This is a genomic window from Oceanicola sp. S124 (assembly GCF_000220565.1).
GTDB lineage: Bacteria > Pseudomonadota > Alphaproteobacteria > Rhodobacterales > Rhodobacteraceae > Pseudooceanicola.
Genome location: NZ_AFPM01000182.1, coordinates 13,409 through 29,965, shown reverse-complemented (window position 1 = coordinate 29,965; position 16,557 = coordinate 13,409). Strand labels below are relative to the sequence as shown.

General features: G+C 67.5%; 17 protein-coding genes. 8 read left to right on the top strand and 9 right to left on the bottom strand.

All coding sequences use genetic code 11. The annotated features are described in order from the left end of the window. Positions 1-40 precede the first annotated feature (40 nt). The 3 genes from OS124_RS24600 to OS124_RS0112990 all read right to left on the bottom strand — a co-directional run bounded on the left by OS124_RS24600 (position 41) and on the right by OS124_RS0112990 (position 2,765). Positions 41-979: a dihydroneopterin aldolase gene (locus OS124_RS24600; RefSeq protein WP_010140119.1), complete on the bottom strand. Its 939-nt coding sequence runs from the start codon at positions 977-979 to the stop codon at positions 41-43. 144 nt (positions 980-1,123) lie between these two features. Further along, on the bottom strand, positions 1,124-1,573 hold the full coding sequence (locus OS124_RS0112995) for a flavodoxin domain-containing protein (RefSeq protein WP_010140118.1): 450 nt from the start codon (positions 1,571-1,573) through the stop codon (positions 1,124-1,126). A 4-nt stretch (positions 1,574-1,577) separates the two neighbouring features. After that, positions 1,578-2,765 (bottom strand): FAD-dependent oxidoreductase, encoded by a 1,188-nt coding sequence (locus OS124_RS0112990; protein WP_010140117.1) that lies wholly within the window; start codon positions 2,763-2,765, stop codon positions 1,578-1,580. A 280-nt stretch (positions 2,766-3,045) separates the two neighbouring features. Here OS124_RS0112990 and OS124_RS0112985 point away from each other — a divergent pair, with 280 nt between their 5' ends. From OS124_RS0112985 to OS124_RS0112975, 3 genes are read left to right on the top strand one after another with little or no spacing between them, the layout of a single operon-like run. After that, a complete protein-coding gene (locus OS124_RS0112985) occupies positions 3,046-3,444 on the top strand; it encodes a Rieske 2Fe-2S domain-containing protein (protein ID WP_010140116.1) in 399 nt (132 codons plus the stop codon). Between the two features lie 46 nt (positions 3,445-3,490). After that, positions 3,491-4,720, top strand: coding sequence for an aromatic ring-hydroxylating dioxygenase subunit alpha (locus tag OS124_RS0112980; RefSeq protein ID WP_010140115.1), 1,230 nt, complete (start codon positions 3,491-3,493; stop codon positions 4,718-4,720). Next, positions 4,717-5,187 (top strand): hypothetical protein, encoded by a 471-nt coding sequence (locus tag OS124_RS0112975; RefSeq protein WP_010140114.1) that lies wholly within the window; start codon positions 4,717-4,719, stop codon positions 5,185-5,187. Before OS124_RS0112980 ends, OS124_RS0112975 begins: the two co-directional genes overlap by 4 nt. 69 nt (positions 5,188-5,256) lie before the next feature. Here OS124_RS0112975 and OS124_RS0112970 read toward each other — a convergent pair whose 3' ends face one another. From OS124_RS0112970 to OS124_RS24595, 5 genes are all read right to left on the bottom strand, one after another. Beyond that, a complete protein-coding gene (locus OS124_RS0112970) occupies positions 5,257-5,595 on the bottom strand; it encodes a 5-carboxymethyl-2-hydroxymuconate Delta-isomerase (protein ID WP_010140113.1) in 339 nt (112 codons plus the stop codon). Between the two features lies 1 nt (position 5,596). Then, a complete protein-coding gene (locus OS124_RS0112965; protein WP_010140112.1) occupies positions 5,597-7,057 on the bottom strand; it encodes a glutamine synthetase family protein in 1,461 nt (486 codons plus the stop codon). 81 nt (positions 7,058-7,138) lie between these two features. Beyond that, positions 7,139-8,446 (bottom strand): TRAP transporter large permease, encoded by a 1,308-nt coding sequence (locus tag OS124_RS0112960; RefSeq protein ID WP_010140111.1) that lies wholly within the window; start codon positions 8,444-8,446, stop codon positions 7,139-7,141. Next, positions 8,446-8,961 (bottom strand): TRAP transporter small permease, encoded by a 516-nt coding sequence (locus OS124_RS0112955; RefSeq protein ID WP_010140110.1) that lies wholly within the window; start codon positions 8,959-8,961, stop codon positions 8,446-8,448. The genes OS124_RS0112960 and OS124_RS0112955 overlap by 1 nt, the downstream gene beginning before the upstream one ends. A 91-nt stretch (positions 8,962-9,052) precedes the next feature. Further along, entirely contained in the window at positions 9,053-10,063 is a 1,011-nt protein-coding gene (locus OS124_RS24595) for a TRAP transporter substrate-binding protein (RefSeq protein WP_010140109.1), read from the bottom strand. A gap of 213 nt (positions 10,064-10,276) precedes the next feature. Here OS124_RS24595 and OS124_RS24590 point away from each other — a divergent pair, with 213 nt between their 5' ends. Beyond that, positions 10,277-11,041, top strand: a complete 765-nt coding sequence (locus OS124_RS24590; protein WP_010140108.1) for an IclR family transcriptional regulator domain-containing protein — start codon at positions 10,277-10,279, stop codon at positions 11,039-11,041. A 43-nt stretch (positions 11,042-11,084) separates the two neighbouring features. Here the strand turns inward: OS124_RS24590 and OS124_RS0112940 are convergent, their stop codons facing one another. Beyond that, complete coding sequence (locus OS124_RS0112940; RefSeq protein ID WP_010140107.1) at positions 11,085-11,993, bottom strand: LysR family transcriptional regulator; 909 nt, start codon at positions 11,991-11,993, stop codon at positions 11,085-11,087. Positions 11,994-12,091: 98 nt separating this feature from the next. Between OS124_RS0112940 and OS124_RS0112935 the strand changes: the two genes are divergently transcribed. The 4 genes from OS124_RS0112935 (at position 12,092) to OS124_RS0112920 (ending at position 16,492) form a co-directional block, all read left to right on the top strand. Further along, entirely contained in the window at positions 12,092-13,345 is a 1,254-nt protein-coding gene (locus OS124_RS0112935) for an NAD(P)/FAD-dependent oxidoreductase (RefSeq protein WP_010140106.1), read from the top strand. A gap of 71 nt (positions 13,346-13,416) precedes the next feature. Continuing rightward, positions 13,417-14,394: a Bug family tripartite tricarboxylate transporter substrate binding protein gene (locus tag OS124_RS0112930; RefSeq protein ID WP_010140105.1), complete on the top strand. Its 978-nt coding sequence runs from the start codon at positions 13,417-13,419 to the stop codon at positions 14,392-14,394. Between the two features lie 89 nt (positions 14,395-14,483). Further along, positions 14,484-14,966 (top strand): tripartite tricarboxylate transporter TctB family protein, encoded by a 483-nt coding sequence (locus OS124_RS24585; protein ID WP_010140104.1) that lies wholly within the window; start codon positions 14,484-14,486, stop codon positions 14,964-14,966. After that, on the top strand, positions 14,966-16,492 hold the full coding sequence (locus OS124_RS0112920; RefSeq protein WP_010140103.1) for a tripartite tricarboxylate transporter permease: 1,527 nt from the start codon (positions 14,966-14,968) through the stop codon (positions 16,490-16,492). Before OS124_RS24585 ends, OS124_RS0112920 begins: the two co-directional genes overlap by 1 nt. Positions 16,493-16,557 lie beyond the last annotated feature (65 nt).

Here is a 16,557-nt window from a genome sequence, read left to right as displayed (position 1 = left end):
CCCGGACTGGACCAGGGGACGGTAGTAGATCATGGCAACCTCAGGGAAGTGGCAGGTCATCCGCGACGGGCAGCGCGGTAACCCGGGTGGCGGCGCGGGCCTCCGGGGCCGGGGCACCGACGACCAGCAGGTCGCGCGCGCCCATCTGCTCGGCGAACCACAGCGCCAGGGCGGTGCCGTCGCCAACCGCATCGGGGCGGTCACCGGCGGCATCCAGCACGATCTTCGACGGCGCCAAGAGCGCGATCTGCCCATGCTTCATGGACCAGTCCAGCTCTGTCCGGGTATTGACCACCACGCAGCGGCGGTCGCGCCCCGCAATCACCCAGGCGGCCTGTTCGATGGCCAGCAGGTCGATGCGCCGCTGCGCCTGGCGCGAGGCCGAGACCGGCCGCGCCCCCTGCCCCGGGCCGCAGCACAGGATCGTCGGACGCTTGCCGGCCTGCAACTGGTCCAGCCAGCCCGGCAGCGCCTCCGAAGTCGCGGCCTCGGGCCCGAGGAAGACCACCAGCGGCACCATGGACTGGCCCGGCGCGGTGGCCTCGGGCGCCGGCAGGGCATCACCATGGGCGCGCATGATCTCGACGCCAAGCGCGCCGGGTCCGCGATCCAGCTTCTCGATCCGGGTAAAGACCCGCAGCGCCAGCGGCTCCGCCAGGATGCGGGCCGAGATCCGCTCGGCCAGGGTTTCCAGCAGGTTCAGGCGCTCGGCGGCCAGCTCGGCCTCGATGGCCTCGGTGATCGTGTCGTAGGACAGGATGCGATCGACGTCGTCCTGCAGCGGGCCCGGATCATGGCGCACCTCGACGACGATGTTGAAACGCAGGCGCTGGACGCGGCCACGCTCTTGCTGGAAGGCGCCGATCTCGACCTCGGTCAGGTAGTCGCGCAGGGAAATCCGGTCGGCAGGCACATCGCCGGACAGCGCCTTCGAGCGCTCCAGCGGATGGCCGAAAGCCTGGCTGATCTGATCGGTCATGTCGTGCCCTTCTTCTTCGCACCTTCATGTCAGAGCTTGCCCGGAAAGGCAAAGCGACAGGTGTGCGAAAGCGGCGCAAAAGCACCGGGAAGAGACCCGAGGGAGCGGGCGGCGAAGGGGACGCGACACCCCCTCCCCCGTTGATCAGGCGTCAGCGGCCTCGATGATCTCGAGCAGCCAGGGCATGGCCATGTCCTCGGGCAGCTCGTCGCCGGCGGCATCATGCACTGGGCGCTCGCCAAGCGCTTGGGCACCGCGGCTGACCAGCAGCTCGGCCAGCTTCATCGAGCCGAAGCCGTAGGTCTCGGCATATTCGCTGTCGCCGAGGCCGAAGATGGCGAAGCGGACGCCGGTCAGGTCGGGCATCTCGGACTGCACCCGCTCGACGAAGGGCTTGGCCGAGGCCGGCAGGTCGCCGTCATCGTAGGACGAGCAGACGATGACGTTCAGGTCGGCCACCTGAAGCGCCTCGGGCGCGCTGTCGGCAAGGTTCGCCACGGTGGTCTCGTGCTGGTCCTCCAGCTCGGTGGCGATGTCCTCGGCCAGCATCTCGGCGTTGCCGGTTTCGGTTCCGAAAAAGATAGCGATGTTCATGGGGTCAGGCGTCCTGAAGGTTTGCGGGGCGAAGCATGTCGTCCCGGCGAGAGATCTTGCGGCGGCAGCGCTGGTCGGTGGCGCCCGCCAGCTCCAGCGCATCCAGATGCTGCCAGTGGTCGAAGTCGGTGATCCCGGCGCGGCCGGCGAACAGTGCCCGCCCGATGCGGGCCGGGTCGGGCTGCACCTCGTCGAGGATCTGCTGGGCCAGGCGCTGGCCCTCCTCGCGGCACTGGGGAATGGCGCCGACAGGCCCGGTGCGGAACCAGCCCGCCGCGTAGAGACGCGCCGCGCCGCCCGCTTCCGCCAGCAGGCCGTCGCGGTCGAAGCTGCCGTCGCCGGTGAAGCCGATGGCCGAGATGACCGAACTCGCGGCAATGGTCTCGCGCCCGCGCGGGGTCTCGACGGTCAGCTGCAGGCCGTCCCCGAGCGGCTCCAGCGCCACGGGACGGCTTTCGAAACGGAAGTCGATGGGCAGCGGACCCGCGCTGCCCGCGACCGCCGCAGCCAGCACCTCGCCCGCGTCGCTCCCCCCGGCGGCAAGGCGCAGGTCGACCCGCGACAGCTCTGCCAGCTCCTTGATCATCACCGGAGAGAACCGGGCCGCCGCCGCCGAAGAGCGCCCGACGACGGTGATCTGACGGATCTTCTGCGCGGCCAGCCAGTCCGAGGGACCGGCCCCGAGGTCGCTGCCCGACAGCTCTTCCGGGGTCTTGGCCAGCAGGCGCAGGATGTCCACGGCGACATTGCCGGTGCCGATCACCAGAGGCGCCTCGCCCAGCTCGGGCAGCGCCTCGGCATCGGGATGCTCATAGAGAGCGCGGGTCAGCGCGCCCGAGCCGATGACGCCCGGCAGGTCATCGCCGGGAATGCCCAGCGGACGGTCGCCGGGCAGCCCCGCCGCCAGGACCACCACGTCATAGGCGCGGCGCAGCGCCTCAAGCGTCACGTCGCGGCCGATCCGCAGGTTGCCGAAGAACTGCGCGTTCTGGCGGGTGAAGATGCGGGCGAACTGCCGGGCGACACCCTTGGTGCCCTGATGGTCGGCGGCCACGCCATAGCGCACCAGCCCGTAGGGCACCGGCAGGGCGTCGATGATGTCGACCTCGAGATCGGGCGCGCGTTTCAGGAGGGCCTGCGCCGTGTAGCAGCCCGAAGGCCCCCCCCCGACGATTGCGATTTTGGCACTCATGCGATCTCCCGCTACTCTTCTAACTGTCTGCACCCGGACCGGGACCGGGGTGAGGCCGGGGCAGATGCCGGGACGTGGTGATGCCTTTTTGATCGGCAGCCCGCCAAAATCCCGGCTTTGCACCCGCCCCGGGGCCTCTTCTGATGGTCTTCGGATCATTGTCATTGACCGGATGCGAAATCAATGAGAAGTTTGAATAAAGCGCAACTGGTCGATTATCGACCGAGAAAATGCCCAGAGAAGCCGCAACAGGCGGCGATCCAGGGCCAGGGAACGACAGATGAGCCAACAGCCAAGCCTTGCCACCCCCACATCGGAATGGGTCAAGATCGCCACCGTGGATGTCCTGAAGGCGCCGCGCCCCGTCGCCCCGGTCACCTTCCAGGGCCAGAAGCTGGTGCTGTTCCGCGACGAGGAAGGCGAACTGGGCCTGATCGGGCGCTACTGTCCGCACCGCGGCGCCGACCTCTGCTTTGGCCGGCACGAGAACAACGGCATCCGCTGCCCCTTCCATGGCTGGCATTTCGACCGCAGCGGCCAATGCACCGAGCAACCCGCCGAGCCCGAGGATTCGACCATGTACAAGGCGATCAAGCTGCCCAGCTTCACCGTCGTCGAACACCGGGGCGATATCCTGGCCTGGGCCGGCGAGGGCACCCCGCCCGCGCTTGCCGACTGAAACCGTCCGCCCTCCCCTTCCCCCGTTCCCGCAAAGGAGCAACCGCATGATTACCCAGAAACTCAACGACCAGATTACCCGGATCGGCCCGAATGCCCCCGCCGGCGCCGTGCATCGCCACTACTGGCAGCCCGCCGCCCTGACGGACGAGCTTCAGGGCGATGACCCGATGCTGCCGGTCAACCTGCTGGGCGAACGGCTGGTCCTGGTGCGCGACGCCTCCGGCGCGCTGGTCCTGAAGACCCGGCAAGCCAGCGCCGACGAGGCCCCCACCCATCACCCCGCCCGCGAGGACATCCGCCTTGTCGAGGGCGGCGCCACCTATCCCGTGGTCGAGAAGAACGGTATCTGCTTCGCCTACATGGGCCCGGGAGAGCCGCCCGCCTTCCCCAACTTCGACTGCTTCCGCGCCCCCGACAGCCATGTCTTCGCCTTCAAGGGCCTGTGGGAATGCAACTGGCTGCAGGCTCTGGAAATCGGCATCGACCCGGGCCATGCCTCCTTCCTGCACCGTTTCCTGCAGGACGAGGACCCCGAGGACAGCTATGGCAAGCAGTTCCGCGACAAGGCGGCCAACCTCGACATGCCGATGACCCAGGTGCTGCGCGAGTATCCCCGCCCCGATATCGAGGTGGACGAGACCCCCTTCGGCCTGAAGATCACCGCGCTGCGCCACATGGAGAATGACCTGACCCACGTCCGGGTGACCAACCAGATCTTCCCCTCGGCCATCTGCATCCCGATGTCGCGCGAGATGATTATCACCCAGTGGCATGTGCCCGTCGATGACGAGAACTGCTACTGGTACACCATGTTCACCAGCTTCGACAAACCGGTGAACAAGGAACTGATGCGCGAGCAGCGCCTGAAAGAGCACCGCCTGCCCGATTATGCCCCGCTGAAGAACAAGACCAACGACTACCACTTCGACCCCGAAGAGCAGAAGTCGCTGACCTACACGGGCATGGGGCTGGACATCAACGTGCATGACCAGTGGGCCGTGGAGAGCATGGGCAACATCCAGGACCGCACCCGCGAGCACCTGGGGCGCGGCGATGCCGCCATCGTCCGCTACCGGCTGCTGCTGCGCAAGGCCATCAAGGCTGTCGAGACCGGCAAGCTGGACCGCCTGCCGATGCAGGATCGCCAGCAGACGCCGCAGATCGTCGGGCCGCTCTCGAACGATGCCATTGCCGACAGCGACGACTGGCTGGCCGCCAGCGTCAATGCCGACATGGAGCGCCGCCGCGCCGCGCCCTGGGACGCCACCGTATGATCGCGCCCCTGCCGGGTCAGGATGCCGAACCCTTCCACGACATCCTGGACGGCTATTTCACCCTGAAGGAGTCGGTGCGCCAGCTGATGGCGCGCCACCAGCTCACTTGGGCCTGGCTGATGATCGGCCATGCTCCGGTGATGGAAATCGAGGGCCTGGCCCCAGATGCGCCGGTGCCGCTGCACCTGCGCGACACCACCTATGCGGGCCTGATTGACGCCATGACCCTGACCGTGATCGCCTCCGGGGATGACGTCAGCCTTGTCGGCGCCGGGGACTGGCGCTGGCTGGATGCGCGCGAGGACCCCTCCCTGCCCGTCGATATCCGGCTGGCAGAACCGGCCTACCTGACCGGCTTCGGCCTGTCGAAAAAGCCCAATGCCAAGCGGATCAGCGCCGAAGAGGTGCTGGCCGACGCCCCCATCCTGCTGGGGGACGCCAGCGCCTTCCGCCCCTTCCAGGCCTGAAGCGCGACGCCTGAAACGCAAGAAGGCGGGGCCTCGGCCCCGCCTTTGCGTTTGCGCCCTGTCCCGGCGTCAGTCCAGCAGGGATTTCTTGTAGCAGGCCGGGTTCATGTCGCGGATATCCGTGCTGATCGCGCCGATCTGCGGACAGAGCCCGCGCAGCGCCGAGGTCATCGCCTCGGCCAGCGCCAGCTTCACCGCATCGCTGCGCCCGGCCAGAAGCGAGATCGTCACATGCAGGAACGAGCCGCGCCCGTCCCCCATCAGGATCGCCTCGGAGGGCAGCAGCCGCACCTTGATGTCGGCCCGGTTCATCGCCCCGCTGGCCACCGCCGTCTCAAGCGCCCGGTTCAGGACGGCCTGCCGGTCCAGCCCCTCGTCGCAGAAATATTCGATCACGATATGGGGCATGTCAGAAGATCCCGAAATACTCGGTCTGCTCCCACTCGGTGACGATGCTGAGGTAGCGCTTCCACTCGGCCCGCTTGAGGAACGAGATGTAGTCGACGAAGTCCTCGCCCAGCGTCCGGCGATAGAGGTCGCCGGCCTCGAAGGCCTCGATGGCGGCGATCAGGCTGGGCGGCAGGGCGGCGGCATCGTTGTCGTAGGGGTTCTCGACCGGCTCGGGGGCGTCCAGCCCCTGCTCGAGGCCCGACAGGCCCGACAGGATCTGCGAGGCGAAGTAGAAGTAGGGGTTGGCGGCGGGCTCGGCGACGCGGTTCTCGACCCGGCTGGCACCATCGCCCGGCGCCATCAGGGCGCGCACCATGGCCCCACGGTTGTCATAGCCCCATTCAATCCGGTCGGGCGCCAGCTGGTAGGGCTGGTAGCGCTTGTAGCCGTTCACAGTGGGCGTGGTCAGCAGGCAGCTTTCCCTGGCGTGGGCCAGCAGGCCGGCGATCCAGGCATTGGCCTCGGGGGTCAGCTGGCCCTCGACCTCGGGAATGAAGACATTGCGGCCGCCGGCATCGACGAGGGACTGGTGCAGGTGCCAGCCGCTCGACGCGGTATTGTCCTTCTTCGGGCGGCACATGAAGGTGGCGTGCAGACCCTCGCGGGCGCAGACCTCCTTCACCATGGTGCGGAACATCACCATGTTGTCGGCATGCTCCAGCGCCGAGGCGGGCTCGAAGGTGAATTCGAACTGGCTGGGGCCCATCTCGACCTCGGTCGAGCGCACCGGCAGGCCAAGCGCCTGGGCATGGCGGCGCAGCATGTCCATCACCGGCTCGAGCCGGTCGTAGTTGGTTTCGGACAGGTACTGGTAGCCATGGTCCAGCAGCTCGGTGGCGGGAGGCTGCCCCGGCATGCCGGCCTGGTGATGGCCCATCGGGTTGTCGATGCGGCGGAAGACGTGGAATTCCACCTCGAGCCCGACGGTCAGCGACAGGCCGCGTTCAGCCAGGGCGGCGACGGCGCCGCGCAGCACGGGACGCGGCGCGAAGGGCAGCGCCTTGCCGTCGCGGGTATAGGGATCGCAGAACAACCAGGCCGAATGCGGCGACCAGGGCAGGATGCGGAAGGTCTGCGGATCGGGCACCAGCAGCATGTCACCTGCCCCCGACATGGTCTTGAGCACGCCCGAGGAGGTGCCGTCCCAGATCGGGAAGACGGTGCGGTTCGAGGTGTCCTTCAGCAGCAGCGTCCCCGGCAGGTTCAGCCCCGAGCGGAAGATCGAGCCCAGGCTGGCCGCGGTCACGGTCTTGCCGCGCAGGATGCCGTGCTGGTCGGCGAAGACCACGCGCACAGTTTCAAGGTCGCTGCCCTCGATCCGGTCCAGAAGGGCGGCGGCGGCCTCGACCGCGGTGGCGTCCAGCAAGCCGTCGCGGGCCAGCCGTCCCCCGGAAATGCGGTCCTGATGAGAAGAAGTCATGCGTTTGCCTTCCTGCCTGACGTGTTGACCTGCTGTTGCTTTACCGACTGTAGGGCCCCTGCCCCATGATGCACGACCATGTCAGAGCCTGCCCGTCAGCAGAAGCGAGATTGCCGGGAAGGCCAGTAGGATCCCCAGCCGGATGACATCGGTGATCACGAAGGGGATCACCCCGGTCATGATCGTCGACAGCTTGGTGCCCTGCGAGGCGCTCTTCACCATGAAGAGGTTCATGCCCACGGGCGGGGTGATCATGCCCAGCTCGACCGTGACCACGGCGATGACGCCGAACCAGATCGGATCGAAGCCGTTGGCGAGGATCACCGGGAAGAAGATCGGCACGGTCAGCAGGATCATCGCCAGGCTTTCCATGAAGCAGCCGAGGATGACGTAGAAGACCAGGATCACCAGCAGCACTTCCCAGCTGCCGAAGCCGCTGCTGCCGAGGAAATCGACCAGCGCGTTGGACAGCTGCGAGGTGGACAGGACGAAGCCGAAGACCTCGGCGCCGATCAGGATCAGGAAGATCGACCCGCAGGTGACGATGGTCTCGACGAAGGCCGCGACCAGCTCGGCGCGCGGCACCCGGCGCCACAGCGCAAAGACCAGCGACAGGGCGGCGCCGACGCCACCGGCCTCGGTCGGGGTGAAGAAGTTGCCGTAGAGCCCGCCCATCACCAGTCCGAACAGCACGATGGCCGGCGCGAAGAGGCGCAGCGTCTCGAAGCGGCGCGCGGGCCGGGTCTCGACCTCGGGGGCCGGGACGACCGTGGGGTCCGGCGTCCAGATGCGCGACATGATCAGGATGGTGACAATATAGAGGACGAAGGCCAGGATGCCGGGCAGGATGCCCGCAAGGAACATGGTGCCCACCGACTGCTCGGTGATCAGCGCATAGAGCATCAGTGCGATCGAGGGCGGGATCAGGATGCCCAGGGTGCCCCCCGCCGCCAGCGATCCGGTGGCCAGGCGCGGATCGTAGCCATGGGCCTTCATCTCGGGGTAGGCGACGCGGGTCATGGTCGAGGCGGTGGCCAGAGACGAGCCCGAGACGGTCGAGAAGATGGCGCTGGCGGTCATGCCCGCCGCCGCCAGCCCGCCGGACCAGCCCCGGGTCAGCTGCAGCGCGCCGCGGAACAGGTCCGTGGCCACGCCCGACCGCGAGATCAGGTTTCCCATCAGCAGGAACAGCGGGATCAGCGTGTAGGAATAGTTGGTGATGGTCTCGAAGGTGGCGGTCTTGAGTACCGCCAGCGCCGGGGTCATGCCGATGATCGCCGAGAAACCGACGAAACCGACCGTGACCATGGCCAGCCCGATGGGCGCGCCGAGGATCAGGATCACGAACATGGCGGCGATGCAGGCATAGCCGATCAACAGGGGAGTCATCAGGCAATCTCTCCGTGGTCACCCTGGCTGATCAGCATCTCGCGCAGGGCCACGACGGCCAGGGCGAGGCTTTGCAGCGTGGCAAGACCGTAGATCAGGAACATCGGGATGCGCAGGTCCTGGCTTTCCTCGCCGCGGGCGAAGGTGGCCAGCATGTCCTCGTAGAACAGCCAGCACAGCACGAGGGCCAGCGCCAGCAGCACGAGGAACCAAAAGCGCGCGACAAGCGCCTGTCCCCGTTGCGGCAGCCGCGCGACCAGGAAGTCGACGGCGATCATGCCATGGGACAGCGAGGCGGTCAGACCCGCCAGGGCAACGATGCCCAGCAGGTACGAGACCTGCTCGATCGCGCCGGGGATCATCAGGTTCAGCGCGGTGCCGGTGGCATCGAAGACGATGCGGGCCAGCACGTTCAGGCCGACGACACAGACCATGTAGAGAAGGCACAGCGCACCGAGGGCAAGGCTTGCCGCCTCGAGCAGGCGGGCGATCCGACGGATCGTAGCTACTATCATTGGCTGTTCCGAAGTTTGGATGAAGCGCTTGGACGGGCCGCAGAGGCGACCCGTCCGGGGTCCGGGCAGACGCCCGGATCGGCCAGTTGGATCAGTTCAGCTCTGCTTCGCAGGTGCTGACGTAACCCTTCACGGCCGCGTAGGTCTCGGTACCGGGCAGGCCCATGCCATCAAGCTCGGCGATATAGGCATCCGACGCGGCCTGGGCCGCCTCGTTCCAGATCGCGCGCTCTTCATCGGACAGCTCGATCACGGTCGAGGTCTCGCGCAGCTCGGCCAGCACCTTGGCACCGGCCTCGTCGTAGCCACGGCCCGCGGTCACGGCCCATTCCATGCCCGAGTTGGCATCGATGGCGGCCTTGGCCTCGGGCGAGAGGCTTTCGTACTTGGCCTTGTTCATCGTCGCGACGAAGGCCAGGGCATAGAAGCCGAACTCGGTGTGGTAGTTCGACAGCTCGGCCAGGCGGAAGCTCTCGACGCTTTCCCAAGGCAGCATGTAGCCGTCGATGGCGCCGCGCTGCAGGGCCTCGTAGGTGTTGGGGGCCGGCAGGCCGACCGGCTCTGCGCCGAGGTTCTCCAGCAGCGTGCCGACCACCTGGGTCGGGCGGCGCAGCTTCAGGCCCTTCATGTCGGCCAGGGTCGAGACGGGCGTGTCGGCGGTGTGCAGGTGGCCCGGATCATGGGTGTGCACGAAGAGCACGTGGGTCTCGTCGTATTCCGCATCCAGCGCGCCGCTGTCATAGAGCTTTTGGAAGGCGCAGGAGCCGACGGCGCCGGTGTCGAAGAGGCCCGGCAGCTCCATGATCTGGCTGAGAGGGAAGCGGCCGGCGGTGTAGCCCTGCACGGTCCAGGCGATGTCGGCGATGCCCATCATCGCGTTGTCATAGCCCGCGGGCGCCTTGCCCAGGGTCTGGGCGGGGAAGACCTGAACGTCGAGGTCTTCACCGGCGGCCTCTTCGACGGCCGCGGCCCAGTCTTCGAAGATCACCTGATTCTGCCAGCTGTTGGCGGACATGAAGTGGGCGTAGCGCAGCGTTTCCGCCTGGGCGCCGGCAGTCATGGCGATGGCCAGGACGCCGGAAACGGCAAGGGGTCTCAGCATGTGGTGGGGTCTCCCGTGTTGGATCTGCGACTGGATTCAGAAGGACCCAGTACGTCGTTCTTACGTCGAGTGTTCGATAATATACCACATGGTGGATATACCATTACCCTGTCAAGTCAGACAAAGCTTGCGGGGGCGTCTTTCGGTGGGCAATACGTTGGGACGAAAGTTTTATGCCTGATGTATGGGCGACAAGGGACGGGGTCAGAAAACGTGCAGTCGGACATTCCAACCAAGGACCTCTCGCTGACCTTCATCAAGGGCATGACCGTCCTGCGGGCCTTCGACGAAACGCACAGCCACCTGTCCCTTGCCGACATCGCCCGGCTGACGGGCATCGAGCGTGCCGCGGTGCGCCGGCTGGTGCTGACGCTGGTCCACCTCGGCTATGTGCGCAAGGACGAGAACCGCTATTCGCTGACCCCGCGGGTGCTGGTGCTGGGCTCGGGCTTCCTGCGCGGCAACCAGTTCGGCCGCCAGGTGCAACCGCTGATGGAGCTCTGCGCCCGAGAGCTGGGCTATGGCGTCGGCCTCGCCATGCGCGACGGACCCTCGGCGGTCTACGTGGCGCAGTCGGCACAGCAGAACACCCGTTACACCTTCGGCTTCACCGTCGGCAGCCGCCTGCCGCTGCTCAGCACCTCGATCGGGCGGATGCTGCTGGCCTGGGGCCGCGAGGACTGGGCCCGCGAGATGATCGAGACCTGCCCGGTCGAGCGCTTCACCCCCGACACGCTGACCGACCGCGCCCGCATCGCCGCCGCCGTTCAGGACACCCGTGCCAGCGGTGTCTCGATCGTCGCGGGCGAGTTCGAGGCCGGCGCGGTCGGCATCTCGGTCCCGCTTGGCGCCATGGGCAGCGCCGAGGCGGCTCTCGGCTTCTCGGAGCCGATGAGCACCGTCACCCCTGAGGACTACCCCCGCCTGACCGAGATCCTGCAGCGCCACGCCGGAGAGATCGCCGCCGCGCTGCGCTGATCCAGCCCGCGCCCCCGCCCCTGCCATCACCTCGGGCCTCACCTCAGGCTTCGCGCAGGGCCCCCTTCGGCCCGGCCTCGCGGGCCATGGTCAGGAACATCTCGGCAGCAGGCGACAGGTCGTGGCGCGCCCGGACGTAGTAGAGAAAGCGGCGCTGGTTCGCCGGCCCCTCAAGCGGCAGGAAGCGCACGCCGAAGACATCGGCGAAAAGCCCGGCATAGGCCGGGGCCACGGTGACGTAGCGGCTGCGCCCGATCATCGCCATGGCGCTCATCAGGCCGAGCACCCGCATGTCCTGCGGTCGGGGCGTTTCGGGCTCGCCCAGCAGGGTGCGGTTGATGATGCCGCTGAATTCATCCGAGTAGCTGATCCACAGCATCCGCCGCAGGTCCCGCGCCGAGGGGGCGCGCCCCGGCTGCATCCCCGGCGCATCCGCCGCGACCACCAGCTGCATCGGCACATGCCAGAGCACGTCCCCCACCACCCCGGCGACCAGCGGCCGCTCGGGGCCGATGCCGATCTCGACCGCCCCCGTCTCGACCAGCTCGGTGACCCCGTCGCCCGAGGCCTCGTGGATGCTGACCTCGACATCCGGGAAGGCCTCGCGGAAGGCGCCCAGCACCTCGGGCAGCCAACAGCAGCCCAGCACCTGCGGAATCGCCACCCGCAGATGGCCCCGCTGCAGAGAGCGCAGGTCGGCCGCCGCATCGGCGATGTTGCCGACATCCGACAGCACGCGCAGCGCGGTCGGGCGGATGCTGGCTCCGAACTCTGTCAGATGCGCGCCGCGCCCCGATCTCTCGAACAGCGGGATCTTCAGGTCGGCCTCGAGCTGGCGCACCAGCATGCTGACCGCGGATTGCGTCAGGTTCAGCTGCTCGGCGGCGGCGGTGAAACTTTCGGCCTCGGCAACGGCGAGGAAGGCGCGGATCTGACGAAGCGAGAGAGGCATAAGGTTTCCTGATGGATCTGCAAATTCATTTTGTTTGTATTGTGACATCCCGCACTCAACAATCCTCGCAATAGGGACCACCAAGGACAGCCTGCCCCATGCGCATCGGAATTATCGGAACGGGAATCGTGGGCGTCGCCACGGCAGGCTGGCTGCAGCGGGACGGCCACGAGGTGATCTTCATCGACCCGCGCGAGGCGGGCGAGGCCTGTTCCTTCGGCAATGCGGGCTCTATCTCTCCGTCCGCCGTTCTGCCTGTCGCGATGCCCGGAATGTGGAAGAAAGTGCCGAAATGGCTGCTGGATCCCGACGGGCCTCTGGTGATCCGCAGCCACTACCTGCCGCGGGTCCTGCCCTGGCTGATGCAGTTCCTGCGCCATTCCACCGAAGCCGAGGTGACCCGCATCGCCGGCGCCATGCGCGGCCTGCTCAGCCCGGTGTTCGAGGCCTACGAGCCGCTGCTGCAACGCGCCGGGGCGATGTCGATGGTGCGGCGCAACGGTTGTCTTTACGTCTATTCTTCGCGCGACATGGCGCAAAAATGGGCATGGGGCGCAAATCTTCGTCGCGATCTCGGCGTCGAGATGCAGGAACTCGAGGCCGAGGCGCTCTTCGAGCTCGAGCCCGATCTGCGCGGCTCTTTCGGCTTCGGCCAGTATGCGCCCGACAATGGTTCGACCCCGGATCCCTCGGCGCTGGTCAAGGCGATCTACGCCCAGGCGATCCGCGACGGCGCCGAGCATCTGTACGACGGGGTGACCGGCTTCGATCTGAGCGACAGCATCGTCCGGGCGCTGAAGCTGGCCTCGGGCGAGACGCTGGCGGTGGACGGCGTGGTCGTGGCGGCAGGGGCCTGGTCGGCACAGCTGGCGCGGATGCTGGGCACCCGCGTGCCGCTGGAAAGCCAGCGCGGCTACCATGTGACGGTGCAGGATCCCGGCATCTCGCTGAACCGCAACGTCATGGCCGTCGAGCAGAACATCATGGTCAACCCGATGGCCATGGGGCTGCGCCTGGCCGGCACCGTGGAACTGGCCGGGCTGAAGGAGCCGCCCAACTACGCGCGGGCGCAATCGCTGCTGAGGGTCGGCGAGACCATGTTCCCCGGGATGCGGACGGCAAGCTTCACCGAATGGATGGGCCATCGCCCCTGCCTGCCCGACTCGATGCCCGTGATCGGCCGCCCGCAGCGGGTCGAGAACGCCTGGCTGGGCTTCGGCCACGGGCACGTCGGCATGTGCGGCGGGGCCACCACCGGCCGCGAGCTGGCCAACCTGATCTCGGGCCGCAGCCCCGAGATTGACCTTACCCCCTTCAGCCCCGAGCGTTTCCGAAGGGGACTGGCCCGCTAGAAGGCCAGTCGGGGCAAAGAGAAGACAACAGGCCCGCAAAGGGCCACTTCCAACAGAGTAGAGGACAAACAATGCTCAAGCGAACCTTCCTGACGACCGGCGCGGCCGCCCTGGCCCTGATGACCGGCCTTGCCGCCCCCCTTGCCGCCCAGGGCTTCCCCGAGAAGCCGATCACCATCGTCGTGCCCTTCCCCCCCGGCGGCTCGACCGACCTGCTGGCCCGCCAGCTGGGAGAGAGCATCTCGGCCCAGCTCGGCCAGCCCGTGGTGGTCGAGAACCGTGGCGGCGCCGGCGGTACCGTGGGCGCCAACTACGTCGCGAATGCCGATGCCGACGGCTATACCCTGCTGATGGGGGTCACCGGCTCGAACGCGATCAGCGCCGCGCTGCGCGATGACCTGCCCTACGATCCGGTCACCGATTTCGACCCGGTCAGCATCGTGATCTCGTCTCCGCTTGTGCTGGTGGTCAACAGCGAGAGCGACTTCAAGTCGGTCGAGGACGTGCTGGCCTATGCTGCCGAGAACCCCGAGACCTTCACCCATGGCACCCCCGGCGTCGGCACCTCGATGCACATGGCTGGCGAACTCTTCGGGCTCGAGTCCGACACCAAGCTGCTGCATGTGCCCTACTCCGGCTCTGCCGCCGCGCTGCAGGACCTGCTGGGCGGGCGCATCGACGCCATGTTCGGCGACATCCTCGTGACCTCGGAATACATCGGCACCGGCCGCCTGACCGCCCTCGGCGTCACCGGCACGCAAGAGCACTTCCTGCTGGAAGGCGTGCCCACCATCGCCGAGGCGGGCCTGCCCGCCTATGCCGCCTTCTCGTGGCAGGGTCTCTTCTCCCCCGACGGCACCCCGACCGAGACGCTGGACACGCTCTACGGCGCCGTCACCTCGGCCCTGGAAGGCGAAGAGCTGCAGGCCATGTTCCGCGAGCGCGGCTTCCTGGTCGAGGGCATGACACCCGTCGATTCCAAGGCCTTCATCGCCTCGGAGGTCGAGAAGTGGACCGAGGTCGTCGATGCGGCTGGCCTGAAGCAGTGACCCGGCCCTATCATAGCGCCTAAGCACAGACCGCCGGCGGCCCGCAGCCGTCGGCGATTCGCACGCCCTCTCATCCCCGGAACCGTGCCTTGACCCAATCTCCCCTCGCCGCCTATCTCCCCGGTGTCACCGTGGTCCTTCTCGGGGCCGCGATCGCCGCCGGATCGCTCAACTATCCGCTCGGTTCGGTGCTGCGCCCCGGACCCGGCTTCTTCCCCCTCGGCCTGGCCTGCCTTCTGGTCCTGATGGGCCTCGGGGTGCTGATCGAGGCCAGTGCCGAGCAGCGCCGCGACGCGGCCCCCGCGACCGCGCCCCGCGATGACCCCGATGAGGATCCCTTCCCCTGGGGTGCCCTGCTCGGCACCGCCATCGCCATCCTGATCTTCGCCATGACGGTCGAGCACATCGGTTTCGTGCCCGCGACGCTGATCCTCTTCGCCATCTGCGCCCTCTGCGAGCGCGGCCGCGACTGGCGCCGGCTGGCCCTCGCCGCCCTGCTCATCTCGGCCCTGGGCACCGCCGTCTTCATCTGGGGCCTCGGCCTGCCCCTGAACGCCTTCGGAGCCTCCTGATGGATCTGCTACAGGGATTTCAGACCGGGTTGGCGACTGCGCTGACCTGGCACGCACTGCTTTACTGCTTCATCGGGGTCTCGATCGGCACCTTCGTCGGCGTCCTGCCGGGAATCGGCGCCCTCGCGGCGATCTCGCTGGCGCTGCCGCTGACCTACTACCTCGACCCGACCGATGCGCTGATCATGCTGGCCGGCATCTTCTACGGGGCGCAATATGGCGGCTCGACCGCCTCGATCCTGCTGAACCTGCCGGGCACCGCCACCGCCGCGATCACCTGCCTTGACGGCTACCCGATGGCCCAGCAGGGCAAGGCGCCGCTGGCGATCTTCGTCACCGCCATCAACAGCTTCGTCGGCTCGTCCTTCGCCATCGTTCTGGTCATGGGCTTCGCCCCCACCATCGCCGAGTTTGCCCTGAAGTTCGGCGCCGAGGATTACTTCTCGGTCATGCTGCTCGGCCTCGTCGCCGCCTCGACCATGACCCTCGGCTCGCCGATGAAGGCGCTGTCCATGGTGGTCTTCGGCCTGTTGCTGGGCATGGTCGGCACCGATGTGAACACCGGCCAGTTCCGCTTTACCTTCGGGCTGTTCGAGCTGGCGGACGGTTTCTCGATCGTCGCCGTGGCCATGGGCCTGTTCGGCGTGGCCGAGATCATCTCGAACATCCGCCAGCCGCAGTCGGTGATCCGCGACGTCGGTCGCATCCGCTTTGCCGACATGCTGCCAAGCCGGGCCGAGTGGAAGCAGATCGTCAACCCGACGCTGCGCGGCTCGGCCATCGGCTCTTTCGTCGGGGCGCTGCCGGGGACCGGGCCGGGCATTGCCTCGCTGATGGCCTATGCCACCGAGAAGCGCATTTCCAAGAGCCCCGAGCGGTTCGGCAAGGGCGCACTGGAAGGGATCTCGGCCCCGGAGGCCGCCAACAACGCCAGCGTCCAGTCGGCCTTCATTCCCATGCTCAGCCTCGGCATTCCCGGCGATGCGGTGGTCGCCGTCCTGATGGGCGCGATGATCCTTCACGGCATCACCCCGGGCCCGAACCTGATCAACCAGGAGCCGCAAATGTTCTGGGGCCTGATCATGAGCTTCTGGGTCGGCAACCTGATGCTGCTGGTGCTCAACATCCCGCTGATCGGCATGTGGGTGAAGCTGCTCAGCGTGCCCTACAACCTGCTCTACCCCGGCATCCTCGTCTTCATCTGCGTCGGCGTCTTCTCGGCCGACAACAATGTCTTCGACATCTTCGTCGTGCTGGGCTTCGGGGTGCTGGGCACCCTGATGCGGCGCTTCGGCTTCCCGGCCACGCCGGTCCTGCTGGGCTTCATCCTCGGGCCGCTGCTGGAGGAGAACTTCCGCCGCGCCATGCTGCTGTCGCGCGGCGATGCGACGGTGTTCTTCACCAGCCCGATCAGTTCGATCTTCATGGCCCTCAGCCTGCTGTTCCTCGCCTCGGTCTTCCTGCCGGGCCTGCGCGCCCGCCTGCTGCGCCGCAATCCCGTGGCACGGTCCGAAGACGACGACTGACACGACGGAAACGGGCGGCAGGAGGGATCCTGCCGCCCGTTTTCCATCTCGGCCGCCCGCCCCGG

What these genes read in the sequence shown, in the direction of transcription:
- OS124_RS0112920 (WP_010140103.1), top strand. Translation starts at nt 14,966, where the DNA reads ATGGATCTGCTACAGGGATTTCAGACCGGGTTGGCGACTGCGCTGACC.
- OS124_RS0112975 (WP_010140114.1), top strand. Translation starts at nt 4,717, where the DNA reads ATGATCGCGCCCCTGCCGGGTCAGGATGCCGAACCCTTCCACGACATC.
- OS124_RS0112960 (WP_010140111.1), bottom strand. Translation starts at nt 8,446, where the DNA reads ATGACTCCCCTGTTGATCGGCTATGCCTGCATCGCCGCCATGTTCGTG.
- OS124_RS24600 (WP_010140119.1), bottom strand. Translation starts at nt 979, where the DNA reads ATGACCGATCAGATCAGCCAGGCTTTCGGCCATCCGCTGGAGCGCTCG.
- OS124_RS0112940 (WP_010140107.1), bottom strand. Translation starts at nt 11,993, where the DNA reads ATGCCTCTCTCGCTTCGTCAGATCCGCGCCTTCCTCGCCGTTGCCGAG.
- OS124_RS0112935 (WP_010140106.1), top strand. Translation starts at nt 12,092, where the DNA reads ATGCGCATCGGAATTATCGGAACGGGAATCGTGGGCGTCGCCACGGCA.
- OS124_RS24595 (WP_010140109.1), bottom strand. Translation starts at nt 10,063, where the DNA reads ATGCTGAGACCCCTTGCCGTTTCCGGCGTCCTGGCCATCGCCATGACT.
- OS124_RS0112930 (WP_010140105.1), top strand. Translation starts at nt 13,417, where the DNA reads ATGCTCAAGCGAACCTTCCTGACGACCGGCGCGGCCGCCCTGGCCCTG.
- OS124_RS0112990 (WP_010140117.1), bottom strand. Translation starts at nt 2,765, where the DNA reads ATGAGTGCCAAAATCGCAATCGTCGGGGGGGGGCCTTCGGGCTGCTAC.
- OS124_RS0112965 (WP_010140112.1), bottom strand. Translation starts at nt 7,057, where the DNA reads ATGACTTCTTCTCATCAGGACCGCATTTCCGGGGGACGGCTGGCCCGC.
- OS124_RS0112970 (WP_010140113.1), bottom strand. Translation starts at nt 5,595, where the DNA reads ATGCCCCATATCGTGATCGAATATTTCTGCGACGAGGGGCTGGACCGG.
- OS124_RS0112995 (WP_010140118.1), bottom strand. Translation starts at nt 1,573, where the DNA reads ATGAACATCGCTATCTTTTTCGGAACCGAAACCGGCAACGCCGAGATG.
- OS124_RS0112955 (WP_010140110.1), bottom strand. Translation starts at nt 8,961, where the DNA reads ATGATAGTAGCTACGATCCGTCGGATCGCCCGCCTGCTCGAGGCGGCA.
- OS124_RS0112980 (WP_010140115.1), top strand. Translation starts at nt 3,491, where the DNA reads ATGATTACCCAGAAACTCAACGACCAGATTACCCGGATCGGCCCGAAT.
- OS124_RS0112985 (WP_010140116.1), top strand. Translation starts at nt 3,046, where the DNA reads ATGAGCCAACAGCCAAGCCTTGCCACCCCCACATCGGAATGGGTCAAG.